23 protein-coding genes are annotated in these 23827 nt (G+C 30.5%); 10 read left to right on the top strand and 13 right to left on the bottom strand.

Annotated features, from left to right (window positions below):
• Window positions 1-98 precede the first annotated feature (98 nt).
• Window positions 99-398, top strand: coding sequence for an encapsulin-associated ferritin-like protein (locus tag BIV18_RS07695; RefSeq protein WP_075660045.1), 300 nt, complete (start codon window positions 99-101; stop codon window positions 396-398).
• A gap of 63 nt (window positions 399-461) precedes the next feature.
• On the opposite strand, the gene BIV18_RS07690 is transcribed toward BIV18_RS07695, so the two are convergent.
• Genes BIV18_RS07690 through BIV18_RS07675 form a run of 4 tightly spaced genes read right to left on the bottom strand, consistent with a single transcriptional unit; the run spans window position 462 to window position 4540 of the window.
• Window positions 462-1676, bottom strand: coding sequence for an AI-2E family transporter (locus tag BIV18_RS07690; RefSeq protein ID WP_075660044.1), 1215 nt, complete (start codon window positions 1674-1676; stop codon window positions 462-464).
• Between the two features lie 28 nt (window positions 1677-1704).
• Window positions 1705-2193 (bottom strand): hypothetical protein, encoded by a 489-nt coding sequence (locus tag BIV18_RS07685; RefSeq protein WP_075660043.1) that lies wholly within the window; start codon window positions 2191-2193, stop codon window positions 1705-1707.
• Window position 2194: 1 nt separating this feature from the next.
• On the bottom strand, window positions 2195-3061 hold the full coding sequence (locus BIV18_RS07680) for a radical SAM protein (protein WP_075660042.1): 867 nt from the start codon (window positions 3059-3061) through the stop codon (window positions 2195-2197).
• 24 nt (window positions 3062-3085) lie between these two features.
• Window positions 3086-4540 (bottom strand): nicotinate phosphoribosyltransferase, encoded by a 1455-nt coding sequence (locus BIV18_RS07675; RefSeq protein ID WP_075660041.1) that lies wholly within the window; start codon window positions 4538-4540, stop codon window positions 3086-3088.
• A 284-nt stretch (window positions 4541-4824) separates the two neighbouring features.
• Here BIV18_RS07675 and BIV18_RS07670 point away from each other — a divergent pair, with 284 nt between their 5' ends.
• The 4 genes from BIV18_RS07670 (at window position 4825) to BIV18_RS07655 (ending at window position 8616) form a co-directional block, all read left to right on the top strand.
• Window positions 4825-5643: a tRNA lysidine(34) synthetase gene (locus tag BIV18_RS07670; protein WP_075660040.1), complete on the top strand. Its 819-nt coding sequence runs from the start codon at window positions 4825-4827 to the stop codon at window positions 5641-5643.
• A gap of 8 nt (window positions 5644-5651) precedes the next feature.
• On the top strand, window positions 5652-6416 hold the full coding sequence (locus tag BIV18_RS07665; protein ID WP_075660039.1) for an exodeoxyribonuclease III: 765 nt from the start codon (window positions 5652-5654) through the stop codon (window positions 6414-6416).
• 14 nt (window positions 6417-6430) lie between these two features.
• On the top strand, window positions 6431-7636 hold the full coding sequence (locus BIV18_RS07660; RefSeq protein ID WP_075660038.1) for an FprA family A-type flavoprotein: 1206 nt from the start codon (window positions 6431-6433) through the stop codon (window positions 7634-7636).
• Between the two features lie 629 nt (window positions 7637-8265).
• Complete coding sequence (locus BIV18_RS07655; protein ID WP_075660037.1) at window positions 8266-8616, top strand: Spx/MgsR family RNA polymerase-binding regulatory protein; 351 nt, start codon at window positions 8266-8268, stop codon at window positions 8614-8616.
• A gap of 58 nt (window positions 8617-8674) precedes the next feature.
• Here BIV18_RS07655 and BIV18_RS07650 read toward each other — a convergent pair whose 3' ends face one another.
• The 4 genes from BIV18_RS07650 to BIV18_RS07635 form a co-directional block, all read right to left on the bottom strand.
• Entirely contained in the window at window positions 8675-10201 is a 1527-nt protein-coding gene (locus BIV18_RS07650) for a chloride channel protein (protein WP_075660036.1), read from the bottom strand.
• On the bottom strand, window positions 10191-11387 hold the full coding sequence (locus BIV18_RS07645; protein WP_075660398.1) for a hypothetical protein: 1197 nt from the start codon (window positions 11385-11387) through the stop codon (window positions 10191-10193). Before BIV18_RS07645 ends, BIV18_RS07650 begins: the two co-directional genes overlap by 11 nt.
• 89 nt (window positions 11388-11476) lie before the next feature.
• The gene (locus BIV18_RS07640) at window positions 11477-12829 is read right to left on the bottom strand and encodes an MATE family efflux transporter (protein ID WP_075660035.1); all 1353 of its coding nucleotides are present in this window, start codon (window positions 12827-12829) and stop codon (window positions 11477-11479) included.
• Window positions 12822-13445, bottom strand: a complete 624-nt coding sequence (locus BIV18_RS07635) for an NAD(P)H-hydrate epimerase (protein ID WP_075660034.1) — start codon at window positions 13443-13445, stop codon at window positions 12822-12824. The genes BIV18_RS07640 and BIV18_RS07635 overlap by 8 nt, the downstream gene beginning before the upstream one ends.
• Window positions 13446-13808: 363 nt before the next feature.
• Between BIV18_RS07635 and BIV18_RS07630 the strand changes: the two genes are divergently transcribed.
• The 5 genes from BIV18_RS07630 to BIV18_RS07610 all read left to right on the top strand — a co-directional run bounded on the left by BIV18_RS07630 (window position 13809) and on the right by BIV18_RS07610 (window position 18550).
• Complete coding sequence (locus BIV18_RS07630; protein ID WP_075660033.1) at window positions 13809-14444, top strand: helix-turn-helix domain-containing protein; 636 nt, start codon at window positions 13809-13811, stop codon at window positions 14442-14444.
• A 56-nt stretch (window positions 14445-14500) separates the two neighbouring features.
• Window positions 14501-15940 (top strand): MBOAT family O-acyltransferase, encoded by a 1440-nt coding sequence (locus BIV18_RS07625; RefSeq protein WP_075660032.1) that lies wholly within the window; start codon window positions 14501-14503, stop codon window positions 15938-15940.
• A gap of 8 nt (window positions 15941-15948) precedes the next feature.
• On the top strand, window positions 15949-16977 hold the full coding sequence (locus tag BIV18_RS07620) for a hypothetical protein (RefSeq protein ID WP_075660031.1): 1029 nt from the start codon (window positions 15949-15951) through the stop codon (window positions 16975-16977).
• A gap of 174 nt (window positions 16978-17151) precedes the next feature.
• Window positions 17152-18024 (top strand): LysR family transcriptional regulator, encoded by an 873-nt coding sequence (locus BIV18_RS07615; protein ID WP_075660030.1) that lies wholly within the window; start codon window positions 17152-17154, stop codon window positions 18022-18024.
• 1 nt (window position 18025) lies between these two features.
• Entirely contained in the window at window positions 18026-18550 is a 525-nt protein-coding gene (locus tag BIV18_RS07610; RefSeq protein WP_075660029.1) for a phosphatase PAP2 family protein, read from the top strand.
• Between the two features lie 36 nt (window positions 18551-18586).
• On the opposite strand, the gene BIV18_RS07605 is transcribed toward BIV18_RS07610, so the two are convergent.
• The 5 genes from BIV18_RS07605 to BIV18_RS07585 all read right to left on the bottom strand — a co-directional run bounded on the left by BIV18_RS07605 (window position 18587) and on the right by BIV18_RS07585 (window position 23695).
• Entirely contained in the window at window positions 18587-19285 is a 699-nt protein-coding gene (locus BIV18_RS07605) for a hypothetical protein (protein ID WP_075660028.1), read from the bottom strand.
• Window positions 19286-19326: 41 nt separating this feature from the next.
• Window positions 19327-19923, bottom strand: a complete 597-nt coding sequence (locus BIV18_RS07600) for a C39 family peptidase (RefSeq protein ID WP_075660027.1) — start codon at window positions 19921-19923, stop codon at window positions 19327-19329.
• A gap of 69 nt (window positions 19924-19992) precedes the next feature.
• Window positions 19993-20715: a TIGR03915 family putative DNA repair protein gene (locus tag BIV18_RS07595; RefSeq protein ID WP_075660026.1), complete on the bottom strand. Its 723-nt coding sequence runs from the start codon at window positions 20713-20715 to the stop codon at window positions 19993-19995.
• 10 nt (window positions 20716-20725) lie between these two features.
• Entirely contained in the window at window positions 20726-21952 is a 1227-nt protein-coding gene (locus BIV18_RS07590) for a putative DNA modification/repair radical SAM protein (protein ID WP_075660025.1), read from the bottom strand.
• A gap of 144 nt (window positions 21953-22096) precedes the next feature.
• The gene (locus tag BIV18_RS07585) at window positions 22097-23695 is read right to left on the bottom strand and encodes a Na/Pi cotransporter family protein (protein ID WP_075660024.1); all 1599 of its coding nucleotides are present in this window, start codon (window positions 23693-23695) and stop codon (window positions 22097-22099) included.
• Window positions 23696-23827: the final 132 nt, after the last annotated feature.

The following is a 23827-nucleotide window of genomic DNA, read 5'->3' as shown; positions in this document are numbered from 1 at the left end:
CCTAAATAATGATATTTCAAAAATTACTCACTTTGACCTTTTGTACATAAATGTTATAATAGTCTTGTAAGTATATTTTTTGTTTTAAGGAGGATATTATGGCTAACGATTATCATGAACCAGCAGAAGAATTGACAAAAAAATCAAGGGATATTATTAGAGCAATCAATTCATTAAAAGAAGAAATTGAAGCAGTTGACTGGTACTACCAAAGAGTTTCTCTTTCTGAAGATAAAGAATTAAAGGAAATAATGTGGCACAATGCAAAAGAAGAAATGGAACACGCAATGATGACACTTGAATGGTTGCGAAGAAACCAAGAAGGTTGGGACGAACAAATGAGAACTTACTTGTTCTGTGAAGGCGATATTATGGACGCAGAACATGATAGTAAGTAAAAGATAATATTATAAAAAATAATATACTAAAAAATGGCTAAATATTTTTATATCTAGCCATTTTTAAACTTTTTTTATTCTAATATCTAAATTTTTTCCCTTAATTTTATATTCAGTATATTCTCTCATTAGTTCATAAAGAGTAGATGCTAATGGTATAAATACCCACATTCCCACTACTCCAAATAGAGAACCACCAACTGTAATTGCAACTAATGTCCAAAGTGATGGAAGTCCTACTTTGTTTCCAACTATCTTTGGGTATACTAAATTAGATTCAATTTGTTGAAGAATCAAAATTAAAACTATAAAGGCAATTCCCTTTGTAGGGTTTTCTATTACTGTCATTACAAAGCCCATGGCTCCGCCCAAAAAAGGTCCAATGATTGGAATGAGATCTGTAACTCCAATTATAACTCCAAGGGTTGCTGCATTGGGAACTCCAATTATAAAGCACGATACAAAGGTTGCAATTCCTATAAAAGTCGCTACTGTAAGTTGTCCTCTTATAAATCCAAAAAAGTTTTCGTGAAGAAGGTGCATTACATGAATTATTTTCTTTGCAACTCTATTGTTAAAGAAGGAATAGCAAATTCTTGTAGCTTGATATCCAAGTCTTTCCTTGTCAGCCAGAATATAAATTGATGTTATAAGGGCAAGCATAAAGGATACAAGTCCGCCTAATATGCTTGATGCAGTTGAAATTGCACTATTAATTATATTTGATGACTTTTCCTTCGATGTTACAAAGTCCTTAATTCTGTTAAATATTTCATTCCAGCTTAAATTATCATACTCACTTTGCAGTTTGTCTGAATAATTACTTAGATAGGGAATTTCTCTAGTCTTGTCAATTGCCATTTGTAAAAAGCTTGGCAGTGATTTCCTAATTCCGTCAAAGGATTTAATTAGTTGAGGTACAATTATTGCCATTATTATAAATATTACTAGTATAATAAATATAAAGGATAGAGCTATGGAAATTGTCCTCTTATGCTTTTCTATTTTTTTATTTTTTATTTTGCTAAAAACTTTTCTCTCAAAAAAGTTTAGAGGTATTTTCATTATAAAGGCAATGACTCCACCTAGTATGAAGGGTGTCATTATTCCAAGTAATATGCCAAAACCCGTGAATATACTTTTGCTATTTAAAAATAAATAGGCAATGAATAGTAGTGCAAGTCCCATTAAAAAAATCTTTTTATAAACTTCATTTTTAAAGGATAATTTCTTTAACGGATTATTCACACTTTCTCTTATTTCTCTTTTTTCTTCCATAATCCTCCTTATTTTTTTGAAAGACTATCTAAAAAATTAAAATAATCTTCAAAAAAGATTTTTGCATATCAAGCATACTATTGATGTAGATTTCAGAAAAATTAAGTGCCAATTTCATTTGTCTAGAGAAAATCTCTCTATAATCATCGAGAATTCCAAGGGTTTCTTCTTTAATTTCTTCTTGATTATAAAGCATTGGCAAATTGCTTTTTCTTTTATTTTTTTTCTTTTTATCTTCATAGATATTTGGATTTATTTCCATAATTATTTCAAAACCCTTGTCATCTGGTTTTTCCTTTTCCTTTAAGTTGATTTCAATATTTTCTTCTTTTAAAGGAGTTTTGCCATAATCTAGTGGAAGCAAATATCTAATGGGATTTACAGCAAGAGATTTTTTGTCTTCCTCTTCCTTTGTAAAGGAAATTACACCGCTATTTTGGTGTTTTGAAATTTCTTTTAATTTTAAATCGTCTATTTTTTTTGAATCTTCATTATTTTTTAAATCTTTTTTACTCAATTTAAAAACCTCTCAATACATCAGGTCTAAAATTTTTCTTTTTCAAAGTTTTTTCTATCGCCTTAATGAGATCTAGCCTGTCTTCGTTTAAATTTCCTGCTAAAAGAACATAATTTGATGCATGATTAGACCTAAAGACTGTTCCTTCTGAATCAACATGTTCCAAAAATATTTTCATCTCTTCTAATATTTCGCCAGCATCGGGCATTTTAAATTTGCCAGAAATATAATCTGAGTAAAGTGGAGTATTCTTATAAATTCTCATAGTGAGGTATCCCAAGAAATCTGGCTTAGTTTCTGATACAAGTTTTGCAGTTCTCACTGCATTTTTTTCCATTCCTTCAACTCCACCTAATCCTGCAATAATAGTAACAGAAGTCTTAAATCCCGCTTCCTTTGCTTTTTTCATTGCAGTTACGTACTCTTCATAGGTGATGCCCTTTTTAATTTCTTTTAGAAGTTCTTCATCCCCAGTTTCAAATCCAATGTATAACATTTCAAGTCCTTCTTCACGAAGCCTTTTTAATTCATCAAGGGACTTCCTATTAATGTCTTGAGCAGTCGCATAAGATGAAACTCTATTTACATTGGGATAATATTTTTTTATAGTTCTTAAAATTTCGATTAAATCTTCTGTCTTCAAAACAAGTGCATCTCCATCAGCCAAGAAGATTCTTTCAAAATAATCTCTGTAAGAGCTCATTTCAACTAAATCCTTTTTAATATCTTCAAGAGATCTTATCCTAAAGTCGTCATCTTTATACATATAACAAAATGTACAATTGTTGTGAGAACATCCCACAGTCGCCTGAATAATTAGTGACCTCGCCTCACTTGGCGGTCTAAAAACATTTCCATAGTACTGCATATTTCTCCCCTTCTAATTTTATTTTTAATTTTTACCGTGTTTCTTTAATAAATCGTCCTTAACCTTCCAAAGTTTTTCTGATAAATCCACGATGTATTCATTTGGATTGTCTAGTCTCTTAGTTTCTTCCCACAATGTGTCTAGTTCCCTCTCTGCCTTCTTCTTTATTTCTTCAAGACTTGGAAGTTTGTAGACAAGTTTGCCTTTGTCGTATATTTGTACGAGAACTTTTTTGGCAGTGTAATTTGTGAGAGTTTTTCTCTTCCAAGTGTAAATTGGATGGAAAATTTCATAATTGTCTTTTGGTATTTCTTCATCTCTTAATGCAACTACATCTGCCATTGCCTTCCCCGTTTCATTTTCGTAAAATCTATAAAGTTCTTTAAACCCTGGAGTAGTAATTTTTGTAACATTTTCAGAAATTTTTATCTTTGGAGTAATTTTTCCATCTTCATCGACAGTTGCAACTAATTTATAGACACCACCAAAAACTGGAGATGATTTTGATGTAATAAGTCTTTCGCCAACTCCAAAGGAATCGAGTTTTGCTCCTTGATGTAAAATAGTCCTTATTGTGTATTCGTCAAGTGAGTTTGACGCCATAATTTGCACATCTTGATAACCTGCGTCGTCAAGCATTTTTCTCGCTTTATTTGATATATATGTTATATCCCCTGAATCAATTCTTATGCCCTTTGGTCTAAATCCACGAGGAACAACTTCTTCATCAAAAACTTTTATTGCATTTGGCACTCCTTCTTTAAGAGTGTCATAAGTATCTACTAATAAAAGACAATTGTCTGGATAAACTCTTGCAAAGGCCCTAAAGGCTTCAAGTTCTGTATCAAACATCTGAATCCAAGAATGTGCCATTGTGCCAAGAGCTGGCACGCCAAACATTTTGTCAGATAATGTGTTGGCAGTCCCTGCACATCCCCCAATATATGCAGCTCTTGCCCCTAAATTTGCAGCAGAATATCCCTGTGCTCTCCTTGAGCCAAATTCAACAACGGGTCTTCCCTTTGCTTGTTTTACAATTCTTGAGGCCTTTGTGGCTATCATTGATTGATGATTTAAAGTTAGAAGTATCATAGTTTCTAACATTTGTGCTTGAATTGCAGGACCTCTTACTGTAACAAGGGGTTCACCGGGAAAGGCTAAAGTCCCTTCTGGCATTGCCCACACATCACATTCAAATTTGAAATCTCTTAAATATTCTAAAAATTCTTCGTCAAAAATATTTTTCTTTCTCAAAAACTCTATGTCCTCTTCAAAGAAGTGAAGATTTTCCATATATTCGATTAATTGTTCTAGCCCAGCAATAATAGTGTATTCACCGTTGTCAGGCACTTCTCTAAAAAACATATCGAAGATTACAGTCTTATCTCTCATTCCTTCTTTAAAAAATCCATTTGCCATTGTTAATTCATAAAAATCCACAAGAAGCGTGAAATTTTTTTTAACATTATAATTTACCATTTTATACTTCCTTTTTTATCTACATATAATGCGCTTGATTTTTTAGCGTATTTAATTTAAATTAAGTAAATTATATCACATTGCGAAGGTTTTTGATAATTAATGCTCTTTAGAATTGTCACAAATTATAAAAGATTTTTATTTTTAAAAACTCATTGTGTTATAATCTTTAAGCAAAAGTTTAGGCGGTACAAAAATATTTTAGCGCCTTTACAAATTGTATTTAGTTAAATTTAGAAATTAACTGTGCTATAATGAGAATAGATTGGTAAAGGTGAAATTTTTTGGAAGCAATAAAAAGCACTGTGGACATAGAAAGGTCCCTTATAAAAACATATAGAAGAGATATTTACAAGAAATTTGTACAAGGTGTAAATAAATATGAACTAATTAGTCCTGGCGACAAAATTGCTGTTGCAATTTCTGGCGGGAAGGATTCCCTCACTCTTGCGAAATTATTGCAAGAATTAAAAAGGCATAATAAAGTGCCCTTTGAACTTGAATTTATAACAATGGATCCTGGTTATCTCCCCGAAAATAGAGAAAGACTTGAGTTCAATTGTGAAAAACTTGGTATACCAGTTAAGATTCATAACTCCGATGTTTTTTCTGTTGCAGAAAAAATGTCTGAAGGCGGTTCTCCTTGTTATATGTGTGCGAGAATGCGCCGTGGAAATTTATACAATAGGGCGAAAGAACTGGGATGCAATAAACTTGCTCTTGGTCATCACTTTGACGATGTCATCCAAACAGTTCTTTTAAATATTATTTATGCCGGCGATTTTAAAACTATGATGCCAAAATTAAAATCGCAAAATTTTGAAGGTCTTGAACTTATTAGACCAATGTATCTAGTTCGAGAGGAAGCAATCATCCGCTTTATGAAATCCACTGGATTATCTGCACTTGATTGTGCCTGCACTGTTACAAAGAAAAAATCTGGCAACAAAAGATTTTTTATAAAGGACTTAATCGAAGAGCTTAAAAAAGAAAACAAAAATGTCGACATAAATATTCTTCGTGCTACTGAAAATGTAAATATGGAACAAATCTTAGGTTTCAAAGAAAAAGGCAAAAGACATAACTTTTTGGAATTTTATTAGGAGGATATATGCAGGAATTTAAAATGATTTCTTGGAATGTAAATGGACTTAGAGCTGTCATTAAAAAGGGGTTTATGGATTACTTCAACGAAGTTGACGCCGATATATTTGCACTTCAAGAGATAAAACTCCAAGAGGGTCAAATTGAAATGGACCTTCCTGGTTACTACGAATTTTATAATTATGCAGAGAAAAAAGGTTACTCGGGTACGGCAATTTTCTCTAAGAAAGAACCTATTAATGTATATTATGGAATTGGATCAGAAGAGCATGACAACGAAGGACGGGTTATAACACTAGAGTTTGAAAATTTTTACTTTGTAACTTGTTATACACCTAATTCAAAGAGAAAATTAGAAAGGCTTGATTATAGACAAGTTTGGGAGGACGACTTTAGAACTTATCTAAATGGCTTAAAATCAAAAAAAGGTGTAATTTTGTGTGGCGATTTAAATGTCGCTCACAAAGAAATCGACCTAGCAAATCCATCTACTAACAGAAGATCTGCAGGTTTTACTGATGAAGAGAGAAATAAATTCACAGAACTCTTGGATAATGGATACATCGACACTTTTAGATATTTTTATCCAGAACTTATAGATGAATATTCATGGTGGAGTTATTTTGCAAAGTCAAGAGAACGAAATATTGGATGGAGAATAGATTACTTCGTAGTTTCAGATGACCTTGAGAAAAATTTAGTAGACGCAAAAATTCATCAAGAAATTATGGGATCGGATCACTGTCCTGTTGAACTTAAAATAAAACTTTAAATATAGGAGGAATTATGAAAAATTTATTGTCAGTTCCTATTAAAAATGATATTTATTATATAGGTACAAATGATCGACAAACAGAATTATTTGAAGGAATGTGGCCTCTTCCAAAGGGTGTTGCATATAATTCATATCTAGTTAAGGGCGAAAAAAATGTACTTTTTGACCTAGTAAAAGTTAACACAGTCGATGATTATATCCAAAAAATAAATGAAATAGTCGGCGAAGGCGAAAAAATTGATTATATAATAATCAATCACATGGAACCAGACCACACATCTTCTCTTAAATCAATATTGGACATTTATCCAGAAGCAAAACTCGTTACAAATAAAAAAGCTGTTGCCATGTTAAATAATTTCTATGAAGTTACAGACAATATCGTAGAAGTAAAGGAAGGCGAAACAATTGAACTTGGAAATAGAAAATTTACTTTCTACATGACTCCTATGGTTCACTGGCCTGAATCCATGGTAGCCTATGAAGAAACTACAAAGACGCTTTTCTCACAAGATATTTTTGGCGGCTTTGGAACTCTTGACGGCGGTATCTTTGATGATCGAATTGACTACAACGACAATTACCTTGAAGAAACTACTAGATATTTCATAAATATCGTTGGCAAATATGCGACACAAGCACTTAAAGCTCTAAAAAAATTAGCTGTTCTTGACGTCGAACTAATTTGTCCAGATCACGGACCAATTTGGAGAGAGAACCCTAAAAAAATAATCGACATCTACACATCCCTTGCAAAACAAGAAACAATTGACGGTTGCGTAGTAATCTATGGATCTATGTATGGAAATACAGAAACAATGGCAGAAGCTGTTGCAAGGGGACTTTCTGAAGGTGGACTTACAAATATTAAAATTCGCGACATAACAAAGACTTCCTTCTCCTATCTACTATCAGATATTTGGAGATACAAGGGCGTAATCCTTGGCTCATGTTCCTACGACAATAACCTATTCCCGCCAATGAATTATCTATTGACAGAAGTTTCTCATCAAAGGATGAAAAATAATTATTGGGGAATTTTTGGATCCTATTCCTGGTCTGGTGGAGCACTTAAAACTCTAAAGAAATATATGGAAGATGGAAATTACGATGTGCTCGACACACAACTTGAAATTCAAGGTTCAGCAACCGATGAAGAAATTAAGAAATTAATCGACTTTGGAAAAGAAATGGCCGCAAAAATTTTAGATAAATAAATTAATCGTCACGATTTCGTGGCGATTTTTTGAATAAAATCTCTTGTACCAACTTTTTAACTATTTAGCAAAAGATTTATAAAAGATTACTTTAAGCTACTTAAAAATAAAAGGCACAAAAAAAAAAGAATGTCAAATTACTTTACAAAATGACATTCTTTTTAAATATCCAATTCCATCCAATTTAAACTTTTTGGTTCAATCACGTCTTATCACCTATATTCTTATTTTACCTAAGCCCTATACAAATTGATATTCTCACAGTCCCAACTCTAAGCCTGTGTACCTCATCATATAAAAACTAAGAGTAATATCAAAACAAACTATTTACCATCATTTTATACATTAAACGCCTATTAAAAACTATTCGATTTATATAAAAGCCTTGACCTTTTAAGTCAAAACTCGTAAATTTAACAAAATCAAAAACATTTTTCAAATTTTGGATGGAATTGTCAAGTTTCTCCAAATAAGATTTTATTTTTATTTATTTTTACTTTAATACGATAATCTTATTTGGTATTAATATTATACCACGTATTTTTATTTTTAAACACTTTTTATAAAAATTTTTTTAATTTTTTTATAAATTTCTGTAGTATAATGTTTTTAAATTGAGGAGGCGTAAAATGAATATATTAATCGGATATAAAAAATGTAGCACTTGTAAAAATATAGAAAAATTATTAAAAGAAAAAAATATTTCCTATGAATACAGAGAAATTGACAAGGAGCTCTTGTCAGTAGATGAGCTTAAAAAAATAATGAAAAGGGCAAATATTGATGTTTTAAAACTCTTTAATACAAGTGGCATGAAATATAGGGAACTTGGACTAAAGGACAAGAAAAATGAAATGACAGAAGAGGAAATATTAGAATTACTTTCAACAGATGGCATGCTAGTAAAAAGACCAATACTTTTAAAAGATGATAAAGCCCTTGTAGGTCCACAGGTAAAAAAATATTTGGAAAGCTTATAATCACAAAGTTTTATAGTTCAAAAAAACTAGAATTGGTTTCAACTCTAGTTTTTTTATTTCATTCATTTTTAAAAAATTTATCTATCTCTAAGGCGTCTTCAGCTTTTATTAACACTGTTATTTTATCTCCATAAAGTATGATATCATCTGCTGTTGGAACTATTTCAACTCCTTCTCTTTCTATTGACATTATTATTATATGCCTTGGAAAATTTATATCTCGCAAAGTCTTTCCTGCAAATTTTAATCCATCTGTTATTGTGTACTCGAAAATCGAATAATCGCCAAGCTCTCTTTCCTTTGGACTAAGTAGGTTTTTGTCCCTTAGTTGTCTTTCAAAAAGTGTGTCATAAATTGGTGCAACTTTTAAAACTTCTGCCACATAATAGGAAACCATTACAACTATGGAAAGAGCTATTAAATGTTCAAAAGTTGAAGTCATTTCCGACACTAAAATAACTGAAAGTATGGGACTTCTAACCACTGATGCTAGTATGCCGCTCATGCCAAGGATTATAAAATTTACATAATATTCTTCTAGTCCAAAATTATTTTGTAATATTGAAAAAATAAGTGCTCCGCAAGATCCTCCAATTACAAGTACTGGCAAAAAGATACCTCCCTGTACTCCCGAGCCGTAGCAAAATGTTGTATAAAATAACTTTACTAAAAGTATTGCCAAGATATATTTTATTGGAAATTGTCCTCTTGCCATTTTTTCTAGTAGTCCATGGCCGCCTCCTGTTCCTTCAAAAAAGATAAATCCAATTATAATTGTAACGCTCATTAATAATCCATACTTTAAAATTTTTGAATTTATTTTCTTAAAAAGATCTTGAAATTTTGTAATTAAATAATTATAAACTCCACCAACTAGTCCTGTTAATATTCCAATTAAAATAGCCACCCAAATAAGTTTCATAGGTAAAGATTCAGAAACAAAGAAAGAAAAAGATGTCTCGGCTCCCATTATTACAAAGGAGACATAATTGGCAACTATTGATGCTATAAAGGATGGCAAGAGAACAAATTTTGAATAGGATTTATGAAGTTCTTCTATCGCAAAGATACAACCTGCCATGGGTGCGTTAAAGGCTGCTGCAAGCCCTGCTGCTGCTCCTGCTGTAATCATGTATTTTATTTCATCTGGCGGTCTTTTTATTGCCCTTCCAATAAATTTTGCCGCTGCACCGCCCATTTGTATTGATGGGCCTTCTCTTCCAAGAGAAAAGCCCATGAGGTTGCCCAATCCTCCACCTACAATTTTTGATATAAGCGTTGGCACTTCATCCATTTTAAATTTGCCTAGTATTTCGCCTCGGATTTGTGGAATTCCACTTCCTCCAGATAGAGGCGCCCAATTTAATAATTTATAAATTACAAAGGAAATTATTATTGCAAGGACAATTAAAATTAAAATTGATTTTAAGTTAAATTCACTGTATAAGATTTTTCTATAAAAATCCATTTTCATTATTACAAATCTATATAAAACTGAAAAAAGTCCTGCAAAAGTTCCTACAATTAGGGAGTCAAATAAAATTCTAAATATTAATTTACTCTTGTTGTTAAAATCATTTTTCATTACTTGCTCCTTTTATTAAATTCTTCCAATCTTTCTCGCTTAATTTTAAAATTTCTATATATTTTTTTTCTTTTTCAATTTTATTTGGAGTAGTATAGAAATTAAAATTTACTTTTTTTATCTCGCTTCCATCTATATCTGCTATTACCTTAAACTTTTTTGACTTTATTAAGTTATAAAACCTTGCATTAATATGCATAAATTCATCGTGATAGATGAGGTTTTTCTCCCTTGGATAATAACTCATCCTAAAGTTTCTTTGATTTATCTTTCCCTTAATTGTTTTCAAATTTTCATTTTCTTCGTGCTCAATGAAAATATGTCTGTGAGGAACTTTTAGTTCAAAATCCTTTTTTATTTTTAGCATATACTTTCCGTCATCGGACTGAAGCTTCAAAAGATTTTTGTCATCGTCTGTTTCCATGTAAAAAACTATTACATCTTGTTTTTCTAAGTCGCCATAAATATTTGAAAATTCTTTTTTTAGGACTTCACTTAAAATCGTAAAGGGAAAGTAATTTTCTTCCCGATAAAATTCTTCAACTTTATTCATAAGTTTCTCAAGGTCTAGAGACTTTACTTTAATTTCATATATATTTGTTGAAATGTTTTTTACATTAGTTTTTCTAATTATTCTCGTCCACTCTTTTTTTACGTATTTTTTTAGTTCTGAGTTTTTTTCAGAAAAAGAAACTGGCGGCAAAAATAATTTTTTATTATTTATGTCATAGCCAAGATCTCCTAAGACATTGGAGTCCTGAGATAAATTTAACATTGTATTTCTGTCAATATAAAGAGGAAGATCGGAAATTTCATCTCTATAAAGATAGACATCGCTATTTACAATTTTTTCGCCCACTGTCTTTGTCTTCTTATCTTCTTCTTTTCTTTCAAGAAAGTACAGGGATTTATTTGTCGCACTCTGAAAATTTATAATATTTAATTTATCGCCATTTTCTTTAAGGCTACTCAACCTTATACCATAATCTCCCGAGCTCTTAACTTTTTCAAAAATATCACTTATGCCAAAATCTTCGATATAGTCATCTGCAAAGGCAAAAATTCTGTCATCAATGGTGTAAAGCACTTCTGCTACAATCTTCTTTGGATAGCGTTTAAAATTATTTACTCCCAAAAAAATCAAGGCAACTAAAATAAATATTAAAAAAATACTTTTCCTTTTCATAATATCACTACTTTGTATATAATAATTATAGTTTACAATAAATATTCTCTTCATTGCAATTAAAAAGGCACCTTTGAGTGCCAATTATTTTACATAATGATATTTTTTCTCCATTTTCCAAATTTATAGTAAATTACCATGAGAAGAAAGTTTACAAAATATGAAACTGGATAAATTATACTTATTACTCTTATGGAATTAAATATTGGCATTGCAAAGTAAACTACCACTAATCTAAAAATACAAATTGTCAAAAGAGAAATAATCATTGGTCCCATTGCGTTTCCGCTTCCCCTAATAAATCCAGAAATAGTTTCTGAAAGTCCAAAGGACCAAATTCCAAGACTTATTATCCTCAAAAAATCGGAACCATATCCAACTACCTTTGGATCAGAATTAAATATTGCAATAAGCTCTTCTGCAAAGGCAACGGCAATTACTGATAAAACTGCGGAAATTCCAAATACAATCAAAAGCGAAACTTTAATCCCCTCTCGAAGCCTTTCGTATTTTTTTGCACCAAAATTTTGTCCCGAAAAAGTTGTCGCTGCAAGGGCAATTGCTTGAAGTGACATAAATAAAAATCCATCGATCCTTCCTTCTGCTGCAACACCTGCAATGGCATCGGAGCCAAAGGAGTTTATCTTTGCTTGAAAAATTACATTTGTAAAGGATAAAAGTGCTGTTTGAACTCCCGTCGGTATTCCAACTTCAAAAATTCTCTTTGCTTCAAACTTGTGAAGTTTTATTTCTTCTTTTCTAAGTTTGTAAGAGCCATCTGTTTTTAAAAGTGAATAAGTAACAAGAGCTGCTGATGCTACTTGTGATGCAAGAGTTGCAATACCAGCACCTAGTACAGACATTTGAAGCCATCCTACTAAAATTAAGTCGAGAACAATATTTACAATGGCAGAAACGCATAGAAAGTTAAAAGGTCTCTTTGAGTCGCCTGTTGCCCTTAAAATAGATGCACCCATGTTGTAAATCAGAATTGGGATAGTTCCCAAAAAGAAAACTCTCATGTAAATTATTGCATCCCTAAAAATCTCTTGCGGCGTGTCCATTATCCTAAGAAAGAAGGGCGTCGTGAAATAACCAAAAATTGTTATAAAAAGCCCTGACATTAGTCCAAGAAAATAAGAAACGCCAACGGATTTTTTTAATCCATCCCTATCATTTGAGCCATAATAAAGGGATATTATTACAGACGCACCAGTAGTAAGTCCTAAAAAAAGTCCAATTAATAGATTTGAAACTGGTCCCGTTGCACCAACTGCTGCCATAGGGTTTTTCCCTGCAAATCTTCCTACAATCATAAGGTCTGCTGTATTATATAATTGTTGCAAAAAATTTGTAAGAAGAAGGGGAATTGCAAATTTTATAAGTCCCTCTGCAATAGAGCCTTCTGTCAAATTTATATTTCTGCTGATTTTTTTACTCATCTTTGTACCTCACAATTCCAATATATACTTTTTTAAGCTCTCCCACATTGCTATTTAAAAGCTCTCCCTTTTTTATATCAGATATTGCATAGGTAACATTGCAAGCCACACAATTTCCATATTCTTCACCTGTATCTGCATCCATTCCAGAAGGTATATCCACGCCAATTATATAATTCCCATGAATATTTATAATATCAATTAAACTTCTGTAGAATTTATTTAATTTTCTATTAAGTCCTGTGCCAAAAATTGCATCCACAGTAATTTCATTTACTTCAATAGATTCAATTAATTCATTAAAATTATCGCCTTCAATGTATTTTATATCTGTAAGTTTTTTTATAATCTCTAAATTTTTGGAAAAATCCTCTGTTTCTTTGTCTCCAACTACAAAGACTTCAACAGTTTTTCCATTAAGTATTAAATGTCTTGCGATTACAAGTCCATCACCGCCGTTATTTCCCTTACCGCAAATTATTGTAAAGGAATCGTACTGATTAATTTCACGAAAAATCCCCATACCTGCATTTTCCATTAAAATAAGAGAATCAATTTTAAACTCCTCTATTGTTCTCTTTTCTAGTTCAATCATCTTGTTTTTTGAAATTGTCACAGTAATCCCTCCCTGTGTTTATTATATGCTATTTATTAAAAATTGACACCACATTATGATAATTTTTGAACTTTATTTTATTCTCTTTAATTTCTAAATTATATAGCAATTAATTATTTATTTATCCTTAATAATAAATTTTTGCAAGGAGAATATAATACAACAAAACTCTCGCAATTGCAAAAATCTTTCCATTTTTTTCAAAAATTATTTTTATACCCTTAATAAAAATATTTAAATAAAAATAATTTTACTAGTTGATATTTAATATCAATTGAGTTATAATTAAATTAAATTTTTAATGAATAAATAATTAAGTTAAGTTTTTATAGAAAAAATAAAATTATATTAATAGGAGGAATTATGACAAATTATCTTAAAATTGCAGAGAAAGCAAAGCCAGAGTGCATAAATTGTGCCCAAGAAATTTTTGAAGCTATTTCAAAAAATTCTACTACAAAGTCTCTTGATAAGGTGAAAAAACAAATGGACAACTTAAATACATTCTTATATACATACTTTCTCATTACTTATAATAAAGACCTCACAAATATTCACGACGATTTTACTTTAAAAATCAAAAATGTCCATGATAAATCTTCTTTAAAAAATATTGCAAATCAGTTGATTGAAGCTTATTCCAATTCTCTACTTGATGAAATGGAATTTTCTAGAAATGAAATTATAGACAATGCCCTTAAGATCATTAATAAAGAATACGCAACGGGATTAAATTTAGAAGATCTTGCAAAAAAACTTCACCTTTCCAAAAATTACCTTTGTTCACTTTTTAAGGAAGAAACAGGCTTTACATTTTGCCAATATTTAAATACATTAAAGACTAATAAGGCAAAAAAACTTCTTTTAGAAGATAAAAAGACTTTAGAATACATTAGTTATGAATGTGGATTTTCTTCACAACCTCATTTTACTATGACCTTTAAAAAGTATACTGGTAAAACGCCTCGTGAATACAAAATGAGCCTAGTGTCCCAATAATCTAATTATTGAAATCCTCCATGCTTTGCTATATTATATAGTAATTGGAGGATTTTATGCTTTTTAACTCACTTGAATACTTGATTTTCTTGCCCATAGTTGTGTTTTTTTACAACTTATTACCAAGAAAATTTAAAAATATATTTTTGCTATTGGCAAGCCTCGCATTTTATAGCTTTTGGAATGTTAAATACACATTCCTAATGCTCCTCTCAATATTTATAACCTACATAACTGGAATATATATTGAAAAAAATAGGGCAAATGTAAAAAAAATGAAGCTTGCTGTCTTTTTATGCTTTTTTATAAATTTGGGCATACTCTTTATTTTTAAATACTTTAATTTTTTTGCCAATATTATAAATAGTTTTTCTGACAATAATTTTAATATTGCAATAGATGTGCTACTTCCAGTTGGGATTTCCTTTTACACTTTTCAGGCACTTGGCTACACCATTGACGTGTATAGAGAAGACCTTCACGCAGAAAAAAACCTCGTGGACTACGCCCTTTTTGTATCTTTCTTTCCACAACTTGTGGCAGGACCCATTGAGAGAAGTGTAAATTTACTACCTCAATTAAAAAGCCCAAAAAAATTTAGCTACGACAATCTCATTAGTGGTCTAATCCTATTTACCTATGGAATGTTTTTAAAATTAATTATCGCCGATAGAGCTGCAATTCTCGTAAATGAAGTCTTTGGAAATTATGAAAGCTTTTCAAGAGAAATTTTAATTATTTCAGGCATTTTATTTACACTACAAATTTATTGCGACTTCTATTCCTATTCTATAATGGCAAAGGGATCGGCAAAAATCCTCGGCATTGATCTAATGGATAATTTTAAGGAGCCACTCCTTTCTAAATCCATTACTGAGTTTTGGAGAAGATGGCATATTTCTCTATCCACTTGGTTTAAGGACTACCTATACATTCCCCTTGGTGGAAATAGAAGGGGCAAGATGAGGAAATATTTTAATTTAATTGTTGTTTTTTTAGTGAGTGGACTTTGGCACGGCGCAGAACTTTCCTTTGTGCTATGGGGTCTTATCCACGGAATTTTTAATGTACTTGAAAATATTTTTGGTCTTAATAAAAAAAGCCTTCATAAAAATATTTTTGTAGATACCTTTAAAAGAATTGTAACTTTTATAATAGTTGTCTTTGCCTTTATTTATTTTAGAGCAGAAAATATTCACCAAGGCAATGAATATCTACTTGCAATTTTAAGTAATGAGAAAAGCCTTGATTTATTAGGAGAATTGTCAAAAACTTCCTTTGGAATTTCAAATATTTATCCTCTAACCTTTGGTGTAATTATTTTATTCATCTTCGACATTTTAAAGTACAACAAAATAAATTTAAGTGAAGGTCTTTTAAAAATAATTCTTCCAATAAGGTGGTTAATTTACCTCGCCTTTATCTTTATAATAATAATTTTTGGCGTATATGGTCCAGAGTTTTCTGAATCCGCCTTTATATATTTTCAATTCTAGGTGATAAAATGAAAAAATTTCTAAAATTTTTAAAATCAATAATATTTATTGCCATAGTAATTTTTGGCATCATAGAACTAAATAGCCTTTTCATGAGAAAATCTCTTTCAAAGCCTTGGGATATGGGAAATAAAATAGGCGGCTTTTTTAACGAAGCTGAAGACTATAATGCGATGTTTTTTGGTTCAAGTCATACTTACTGTTCCTTTGAACCCCTTGTAATTTATGAAAATACTGGTGTTAAATCCTATGTATTGGGGTCTCAAAAACAGCCTCTACAAGTTACTGCAAGTTATGTAAAGGAAGCCCTCAGAATAAAAAATCCCAGCGTGATTTTTGTCGACATACAATCATCAATTTATAAAATTCAAGAAGATTCTAGCGTTGTAAATTCTTATTCAGACTATTTGCCAATGTCTAAAAATAAATTAGAAATGATCCTTAAAAAAGTTCCTAAGGAGTTTAAGGCAATGTCCATTCTTCCCCTCATTAGCTATCATAGCAGATGGGATGAGTTAAAGTATGAGGATTACAACTTCGACAAAACTTCCTACAAAGATTACCTAAAAGGCTATGTACTTTTAAAGGGTCAAAGTAAAGATTTTAGAGAAAATATATTTGAAGATGAAGATAATTATTTAAATTCAATTACTTCCTTTGATGAAAAAAATTATTTAAAGGAAAACCTAAAGGCCTTTGACGAAATCATAGACCTAGCAAATAGAAATGGTGTAAAATTATATTTTGTCAAGACGCCCGTTTACGATTATAATTTGTATAAAAAAAATATAAATACAATTGAAAAATATTTAGAGAAAAGAGACGCAACCTTTATCGACTTCAACAAATTTTATGACGAAATAAAATTAACTAAAGATGATTTCTACGATCCTCATCACTTAAATGTTCAAGGTGCAGAAAAATTTAATTTGTTTTTTATCGACTACATGAAAAAAGAAGGCATCTTCCAAGAAAATTTGGCTAATGATAAAGCTTGGCAAGAAAATATTAAAATTTATGATATAAATAAATCTTGATAGACAGAGGTTTTTATCTTCTGTCTCTTTTTTTGAAAATCTTTTTTAATATTGATAAGCACATTTATTTGTAATATTATATAAAATGAGTTTAATAAATAAAATTATAACCTTTTTTCTATATTTCTTGCTTTTTATTAAAAATAATAATAAAATATGCTTAAGGAGGCTAATATGACTATAAGGGATTTGGAAATATTTATTGAAGTTGTTAAGACGAAAAATATGTCAAATGCTGCTAAAAATCTAGAAATTTCGCAGCCTACCGTCTCTCATGCAATTTCACAAATAGAAAATGAGTATAATGTAAGACTATTCGATAGGGTTTCTAAAAAATTGTACATAACTGATGTTGGCTTAAGGCTTTATGATTTTGCCCTAAATATATTGGAACAATTTGAAAACACTTTGATTTTTTTGCAAAGTTCATCTACCGCCCACAATATTAATCTAGGTGTAAGTTCAAATTTTAGTTCTCAATTTTTGCTTGAAATAGTAGATGAGTATGAAAAAAAGGAAAACGATGTTAGTATAAGAGTATATGTTGACTCTCGTGAAAAAATAATTGAAAAATTAAATGCTGGTATAGTAAACCTTGCGATAATAGACGGAGATTCTGGAGTTGAAAATAATCTAGTCGAGCCCTTTTTTAAAGATGAGATTTTTATAATTTCTTCGAAAGATTCTGAAATAAAAGACAAAAAAGTACTTGAACCAGATGATTTAAAAAACAAAAAATTTGTATTTGGAGATTTAGACAGTGTTTCTAAAAAAATACTTTTGGGTTATCTTCGTGAAAAAAATATTCCAATAGATTTAAAATTTATTTGTCAAAATAAAGACATGGTTTTAAATATCGTAAAAAATAGTGATGTACTTTCCATTGGTGCAAATTCATCCTTTAATGACGATAATATAATTAAGCACAGAATTTTAAATTTCTCTATGAGTAGAACTTATTACTTAGTTTATCATAGTGATTCTTTTCTTAAAAATAATTTGAAAAATTTTGTGAATTTTATAAAATACAAATTTAAAACAAAATAGCATGGAAATTAAATTTTTAGAAGCTTTACAAATTCTCTACTCTCCAATTTTAAATTATCTCATGATTTTTATAACTTATCTGGGCAATGGAGGATTTATTTGGATTGTTGCTGCAATATATTTGCTCTTTCAGAATAATAATAAGTTGAAAAGAGAGGCTTTTACCTTAGCATTAGCGCTAATTATTTTTTCAATCTTTGGTCTTCTAATTTTAAAACCAATAATAGCAAGACCAAGGCCTTTTACAGTATCTGATGTAAATCTTTTAATAAAAGAACCGCTGGGATTTTCTTTTCCATCAGGACACACTGGATCGTCTTTTGCAGCAGCATATGTGATTTATTTTTACAACAAAAAAAGAGGTGTGCTCGCACTTATTTTGGCAGCACTCATTGCCTTCTCTAGAATGTATCTCTTTGTTCATTATCCAACGGACATAATCGCCGGAATAATTCTTGGATTAATATCTGGAAAATTGGCAACAAATTGCACAAATAATCTTTTAAAAAGGGCATATAATAATTAAAAAATTTAAATCCTTTGCAAAATACCCCGTAAACTTTTACGGGGTAGAATATTTTTCTGCAATTTTTATATTTAGTTCTTCACCAAGACCTCCATAGATCTCCTGGTACTCTTCGTAAACATTTTTTAGTCTAGTTAAATTAAAATCAATTGCTTCTTTATCATCTAACATATCCAGTTGATTTAGTGGAAATCTGTCAAACATCATTGAGATTTCTATCTCTAGGTCATCTCTCATAAACTGCAATTTTTCGCTACTTATGCGAAGTTCTCTCGGCCTTTCTCTATTTAAAAATTTCAAAAGTCCCTCTTTGTCACAATTTTTGAAAAGTTCTTCTGCCCTGTCAAATTCTTCCACAGGAAAATCGTAAAAAGCTGGACTATAATAAAATATTACTTCTCTAAAAATATCCTCAATTTCTTTTCTCTTTTCATCAGTAATTATAATTTCATCTTCTCGTGTGAAGTTTTTTTTATCTTCCAATTCAAGTTCTTTAAACTCTTTTGCAAATTCTTCTTGAGCCTTATTTTTTGCATCTACGGGAGAAAGTTTGTCCAACAATTTTATATTTCTTCTAAGTTTTCTAATATTTAAATTTAAAGTATCTACATAATTTTCCAATTCGCCAAAAATCTCATTATATCTCTCATAAGTCTTTGGAATTAAATTTATAATTGTGTCTTCTTTTACAAAAATTAGCTCCGACACTAAAAATTTCAAATAATTTCTCTCCATAACATCACCTTTTCCTTTAGACCTAAACTTTATTATATTCATCACAATAAGTCAATGTTAAAAATATTGTAAGAAAAAATAGGAAAGTTCATCAATCCCTTTAAGTCATTGTAATCTATATAGGAAGGAGTTTTATTCCAACCATCATAGACATGTAAAATTTTGATTTTCATACCCTTAAATTTATAAATTGAATATCCAAAAATAACCAAAGAATGTCTTTTATAATATCCGTTCCCTAGATTCATGAGAACTGGGCGAAAATTATCTATTTCATCTTTTACATGGGAATAAAAATTACCCATGTAAATTCCCCTTGATTTTAGATTCATATTATTTTTTCTAAAATAAGTGTTTGCAATGCGTGAAATAAAAAAGGGAATCGTGCCAATATTTTTGAAATAGCCATTTTTATTTGCAATTTTAAAAACCTCTTTGTAAATTTCAAACTTATCAAGGTCCTTAAAATAATAACTAATAATTCTCGTCAAACTTGCAATAGTACAATTATTGCTTCCATCTTTAAAATCTCTTTGCAAAAAGTTTTGCATTTCAATTTCCCTTGATTCCACAAAAACTGCCTTGGGATAGTTTTTTTCTATATAGTCCTTTAGATTTGCAATTCTATTCTTTTTCATCTCTTCCCCCAATCTTTATATACCCAGTTTACAATAAAAAAAGCTTTATGAAAAATTCATAAAACTTTCTCAAAGTCTATTTATCTCTGGAAGGTAATTCCAATATTTTTTAGGCATATTCTGTACTCTAAGCCTTTCATTTTTCCGTTCCTTAATAGCAATTGCATCGTAAAAAATTCGCCAAAGGTCTACATAATCGTCTTCAATTTTAAAATCTTCTTTCATTTCATAATCAAAAAATTCTGCCCTAACTCCATTGTAAATTACTCCTCGATTTCTCTTTATGTCTACAATTATAAATTTTGTTTTTACAAGTCTTCTTTTAAAATGATTAAAGATATAATACAAGATATCATTTTCTGGACTAAATTTTGCAAATAACAAGCCATCTTTTTCATCGAATCGAAGAAGTCCCTTGTATGAATGAATTTCCCCTAAAACTCTTTTTAAAATATTTCTAAATAAAACTACATAATCATCGGCACTTTCGATGTAATAAAATCCCTCTACATATAATTTTTTCAACGTCTTAGCAATGGCAATTTCCTTTTTTTCATTATTTGATGAAAAAACCATAAAGATATTTTCGTAAAAGGAATAGGAAAAATTTTTTATTATGGAATTTTTTACACGTTCTGCTTTGTCCCTTTCTGTTACACATTTTATTCTATCATTAATAAAATCCTCTTGTTCAGTTTCTTTGACAATATCTTTCACTTCTTCCAAAACTTTATAAGAATCAAAAATTACTGTGAGAAGTCCCTGGAAACTTCCATCATATACATAAATCATATTTCCCTCTCTATAAAAATGTGAGCTGCTCTGAATTTTCTCTCTCCAAAATTATGGAGCGAAGAGATTCCCTTGAGTCAAACTTTTTGCCATAATATTTCCCCGAAACTGTTATAAAATTTATAGCCCTTTTTGTAGAAATTCTAAGCTTTTTTAAATCTTCAAAATTTAGAGCAAAGGACTTTCGTGCTTCAATAATTTTTTTCACAGTTTTTGGACCAAACCCTGGAATTTTTAAAAGTTCATCTGCCCTCGCCTTATTTATTTCAATAGGCTCTACAAAATTTTCAATTGCCCAATCCATTTTTGGATCCATATTTAAATCAAAATCTTTTTTTCTCTCGCTTAAAAGTTCTGTCGCACGAAAACCATAAAATCTAATCAAAAAATCTGCCTGATAAATCCTGTGTTCTCGCAGAAGTGGTGTAGCAAACTTTGGCAAATTAGAATTTTCACGAACTGGCACATAGGCAGAATAATAAACTCTTTTTAGAGAATAGTCATCGTAAAGAGATTGAGACCTCATCATTATATCTCTGTCGTGAATGTCGCCTGTACCAACAATCATCTGCGTAGTTTGTCCCGCTGGCAAAAACAAGTTTTTTCGCCCAAAATTTTTATATTTTTTCTTTTCAAGGAAATTTATCTTTAATGTTTTTGACACAAAATCCATGGGCTTAGTTATTTCAGCAATTTTCTTTTCTGGTGCAAGAAGTGCAAGGCTTTTTTCAGTTGGAAGTTCAATATTTATACTCATCCTATCCACATATCGCCCAAGTTCTTTGATTAAATATTCACTAGCACCTGGTATTGCCTTCATGTGAATATAGCCATTAAAATTTTCATCTTCGCGCAACCTTTTTGCAACTTCAATTAATTTTTCCATTGTGTAGTCACAGGATTTAAAAATTCCAGAAGATAAAAACAGTCCTTCAATGTAATTTCTCTTGTAAAAATTAACTGTAAGATCTACTACTTCCTCCACTGTAAAAGCTGCTCTCTTTGAGTCGACGCTCCTTGCGTTTACACAATACTTGCAGTTATAGATGCAATGATTTGTAAAAAGTATTTTTAACAGTGATATGCATCTACCATCTTCACTCCAAGAATGGCAGATTCCACTCACATCTGCGTTACCAAGTCCTCCTCTATTCTTTCTATTTGAACCAGAAGAGGAACAACTAACATCATATTTAGCGGCGTCTGATAGTATTCTTAGTTTTTCCATTAATTCCATATTACCACCAAATCCATTCTATCATTAAAACCCATGTTTTGTAAACATATATTTTTATTACAAAATAGTTTTTCTATTTCTCTGTTTATACAAGCTAAAAATTCACATAAAAAAATCTGCTACCATGAGCAGATTTTTAAAATATTAAATTGCAAGTTTTCCTGCATTAGAAATATAAGATGAAATTCTTTCCAATGCTGCGAGAGTCTTTTCATATAAAAGTCCACTTTCAGGATTGCAGATTTTTTCTCTCATCCTAATCATGTGATTGTTTCTAAATTGAGAAGCGTCTTTTTGCACTAATTCGTTGGATTCACGCAGAAAGGCAACCCTTTCGTCTTTATCCAATTCTGCAATTGCCGAGTTAAACATTTTTTCGATTATTTCATTTATTTCCTTTAATTCTTCAAAGGTTTTATCTGTAAATTCAAGTTTTTGATCTTCTTTTAATTTAGCAACTTCGGCGATGTTTTTGGAATGGTCTCCAATTCTTTCCATGTCTCTAGATATCCTTAGATATGCCGCAAAATTTGCTGAAGTCTTTTCATTCATTGCAAGTCCAAGAGAGTCAATTATAAAGGCTGAAATTTCTTTGTTTAAATAATTTATTACTTCTTCTCGTCTAAATATTTTATCATATACTTCTTCGTTAAAATTTTTGAGTAAAGCAACTGAACTTTTATAATTCTCATTGCAAATTTCAAAAAGTCTTTTTATTTCTGCTTTTACATCAGTAAAGGTTGCAGGTGCGTCCTTGACAATATTTTTGTTTATATATTGTAAAGACATTTCTTCTTGTTCCTTATCTATACCAGGAATTAGTTTAAAGGATAGGTCTGCAAGCTTTTTAGAGAAGGGAAAAAGCATAAGTGTAGTCGCCACGTTAAAAGCTGTGTGCAAGTTGGCAATTTGTGCTGCTGGCAGATCTCTTGAAAAATTCACTATTATTTTATCAATAGGAACGACAAAGGAAATTGTTACAAATATTATTGTACCAATAATATTAAATAGCACGTGGACTAATGCAGTTCTTTTTGCATTTTTAGATGATCCAACTGATGACAAAACAGATGTAATACATGTACCAATGTTAAATCCAAAAATTATATACATTGATGATTTAAGTGGTATTACTCCTTGATTTGCTATTGCCTGCAAAATACCAAGAGATGCAGATGATGACTGAATTATTGCAGTAATAATTGTACCAGCAAGTACGCCAAGTATTGGATTGTCAAATTTTGTCATTAGAGTTACAAAGCCAGGATACTCTCGTAGAGGCTCCATGGAATCACTCATAAATTGCATTCCCATAAATAAAAATCCAAGTCCAATTATTGCTTGACCAATGTATCTTTTCTTTTTATTTTTTGAAAATGTATTTAACAAAAACCCAACAAAGGCAATTATGGGTGCAATTGTAGAAATATTTAGTGCAACTAATTGTCCCGTTATTGTTGTACCAATGTTTGCCCCCATTATAATTCCAACTGCTTGATAGATTGTCATGAGTCCAGCATTTACAAAACCCACAACCATTACCGTAGTTGCAGAAGACGACTGAATTATCGCAGTTACAAAGGTTCCAACGAGTATTGCCTTAAAAAAACTCGATGTCATTTTCTCTATAACAATGCGAAGTCTGTCACCTGCAACTAGCTCGAGGCCGCTGCTCATCATTTCCATACCATATAAGAATAAAGCAAGACCTCCCAATAGTTCAATAAAGTAATTAATTGACATAAATCCTCCCAATTTTTTATTCAATTTAATCTTACAATATAATTGAACTTTTTTAAAGAAAAAGTAAAAAAAATGTAAATCTTTAGTAAAGATTTTAGAGTATTTATGCAATAAAAAGGCGATTCCTCGCCT

Source organism: Peptoniphilus grossensis, from assembly GCF_001940285.1.
Lineage (GTDB): Bacteria > Bacillota > Clostridia > Tissierellales > Peptoniphilaceae > Peptoniphilus_A > Peptoniphilus_A faecalis.
The sequence above is the reverse complement of the archived record's forward strand: the minus strand, read 5'-3'. Positions and strand labels throughout refer to the sequence as shown.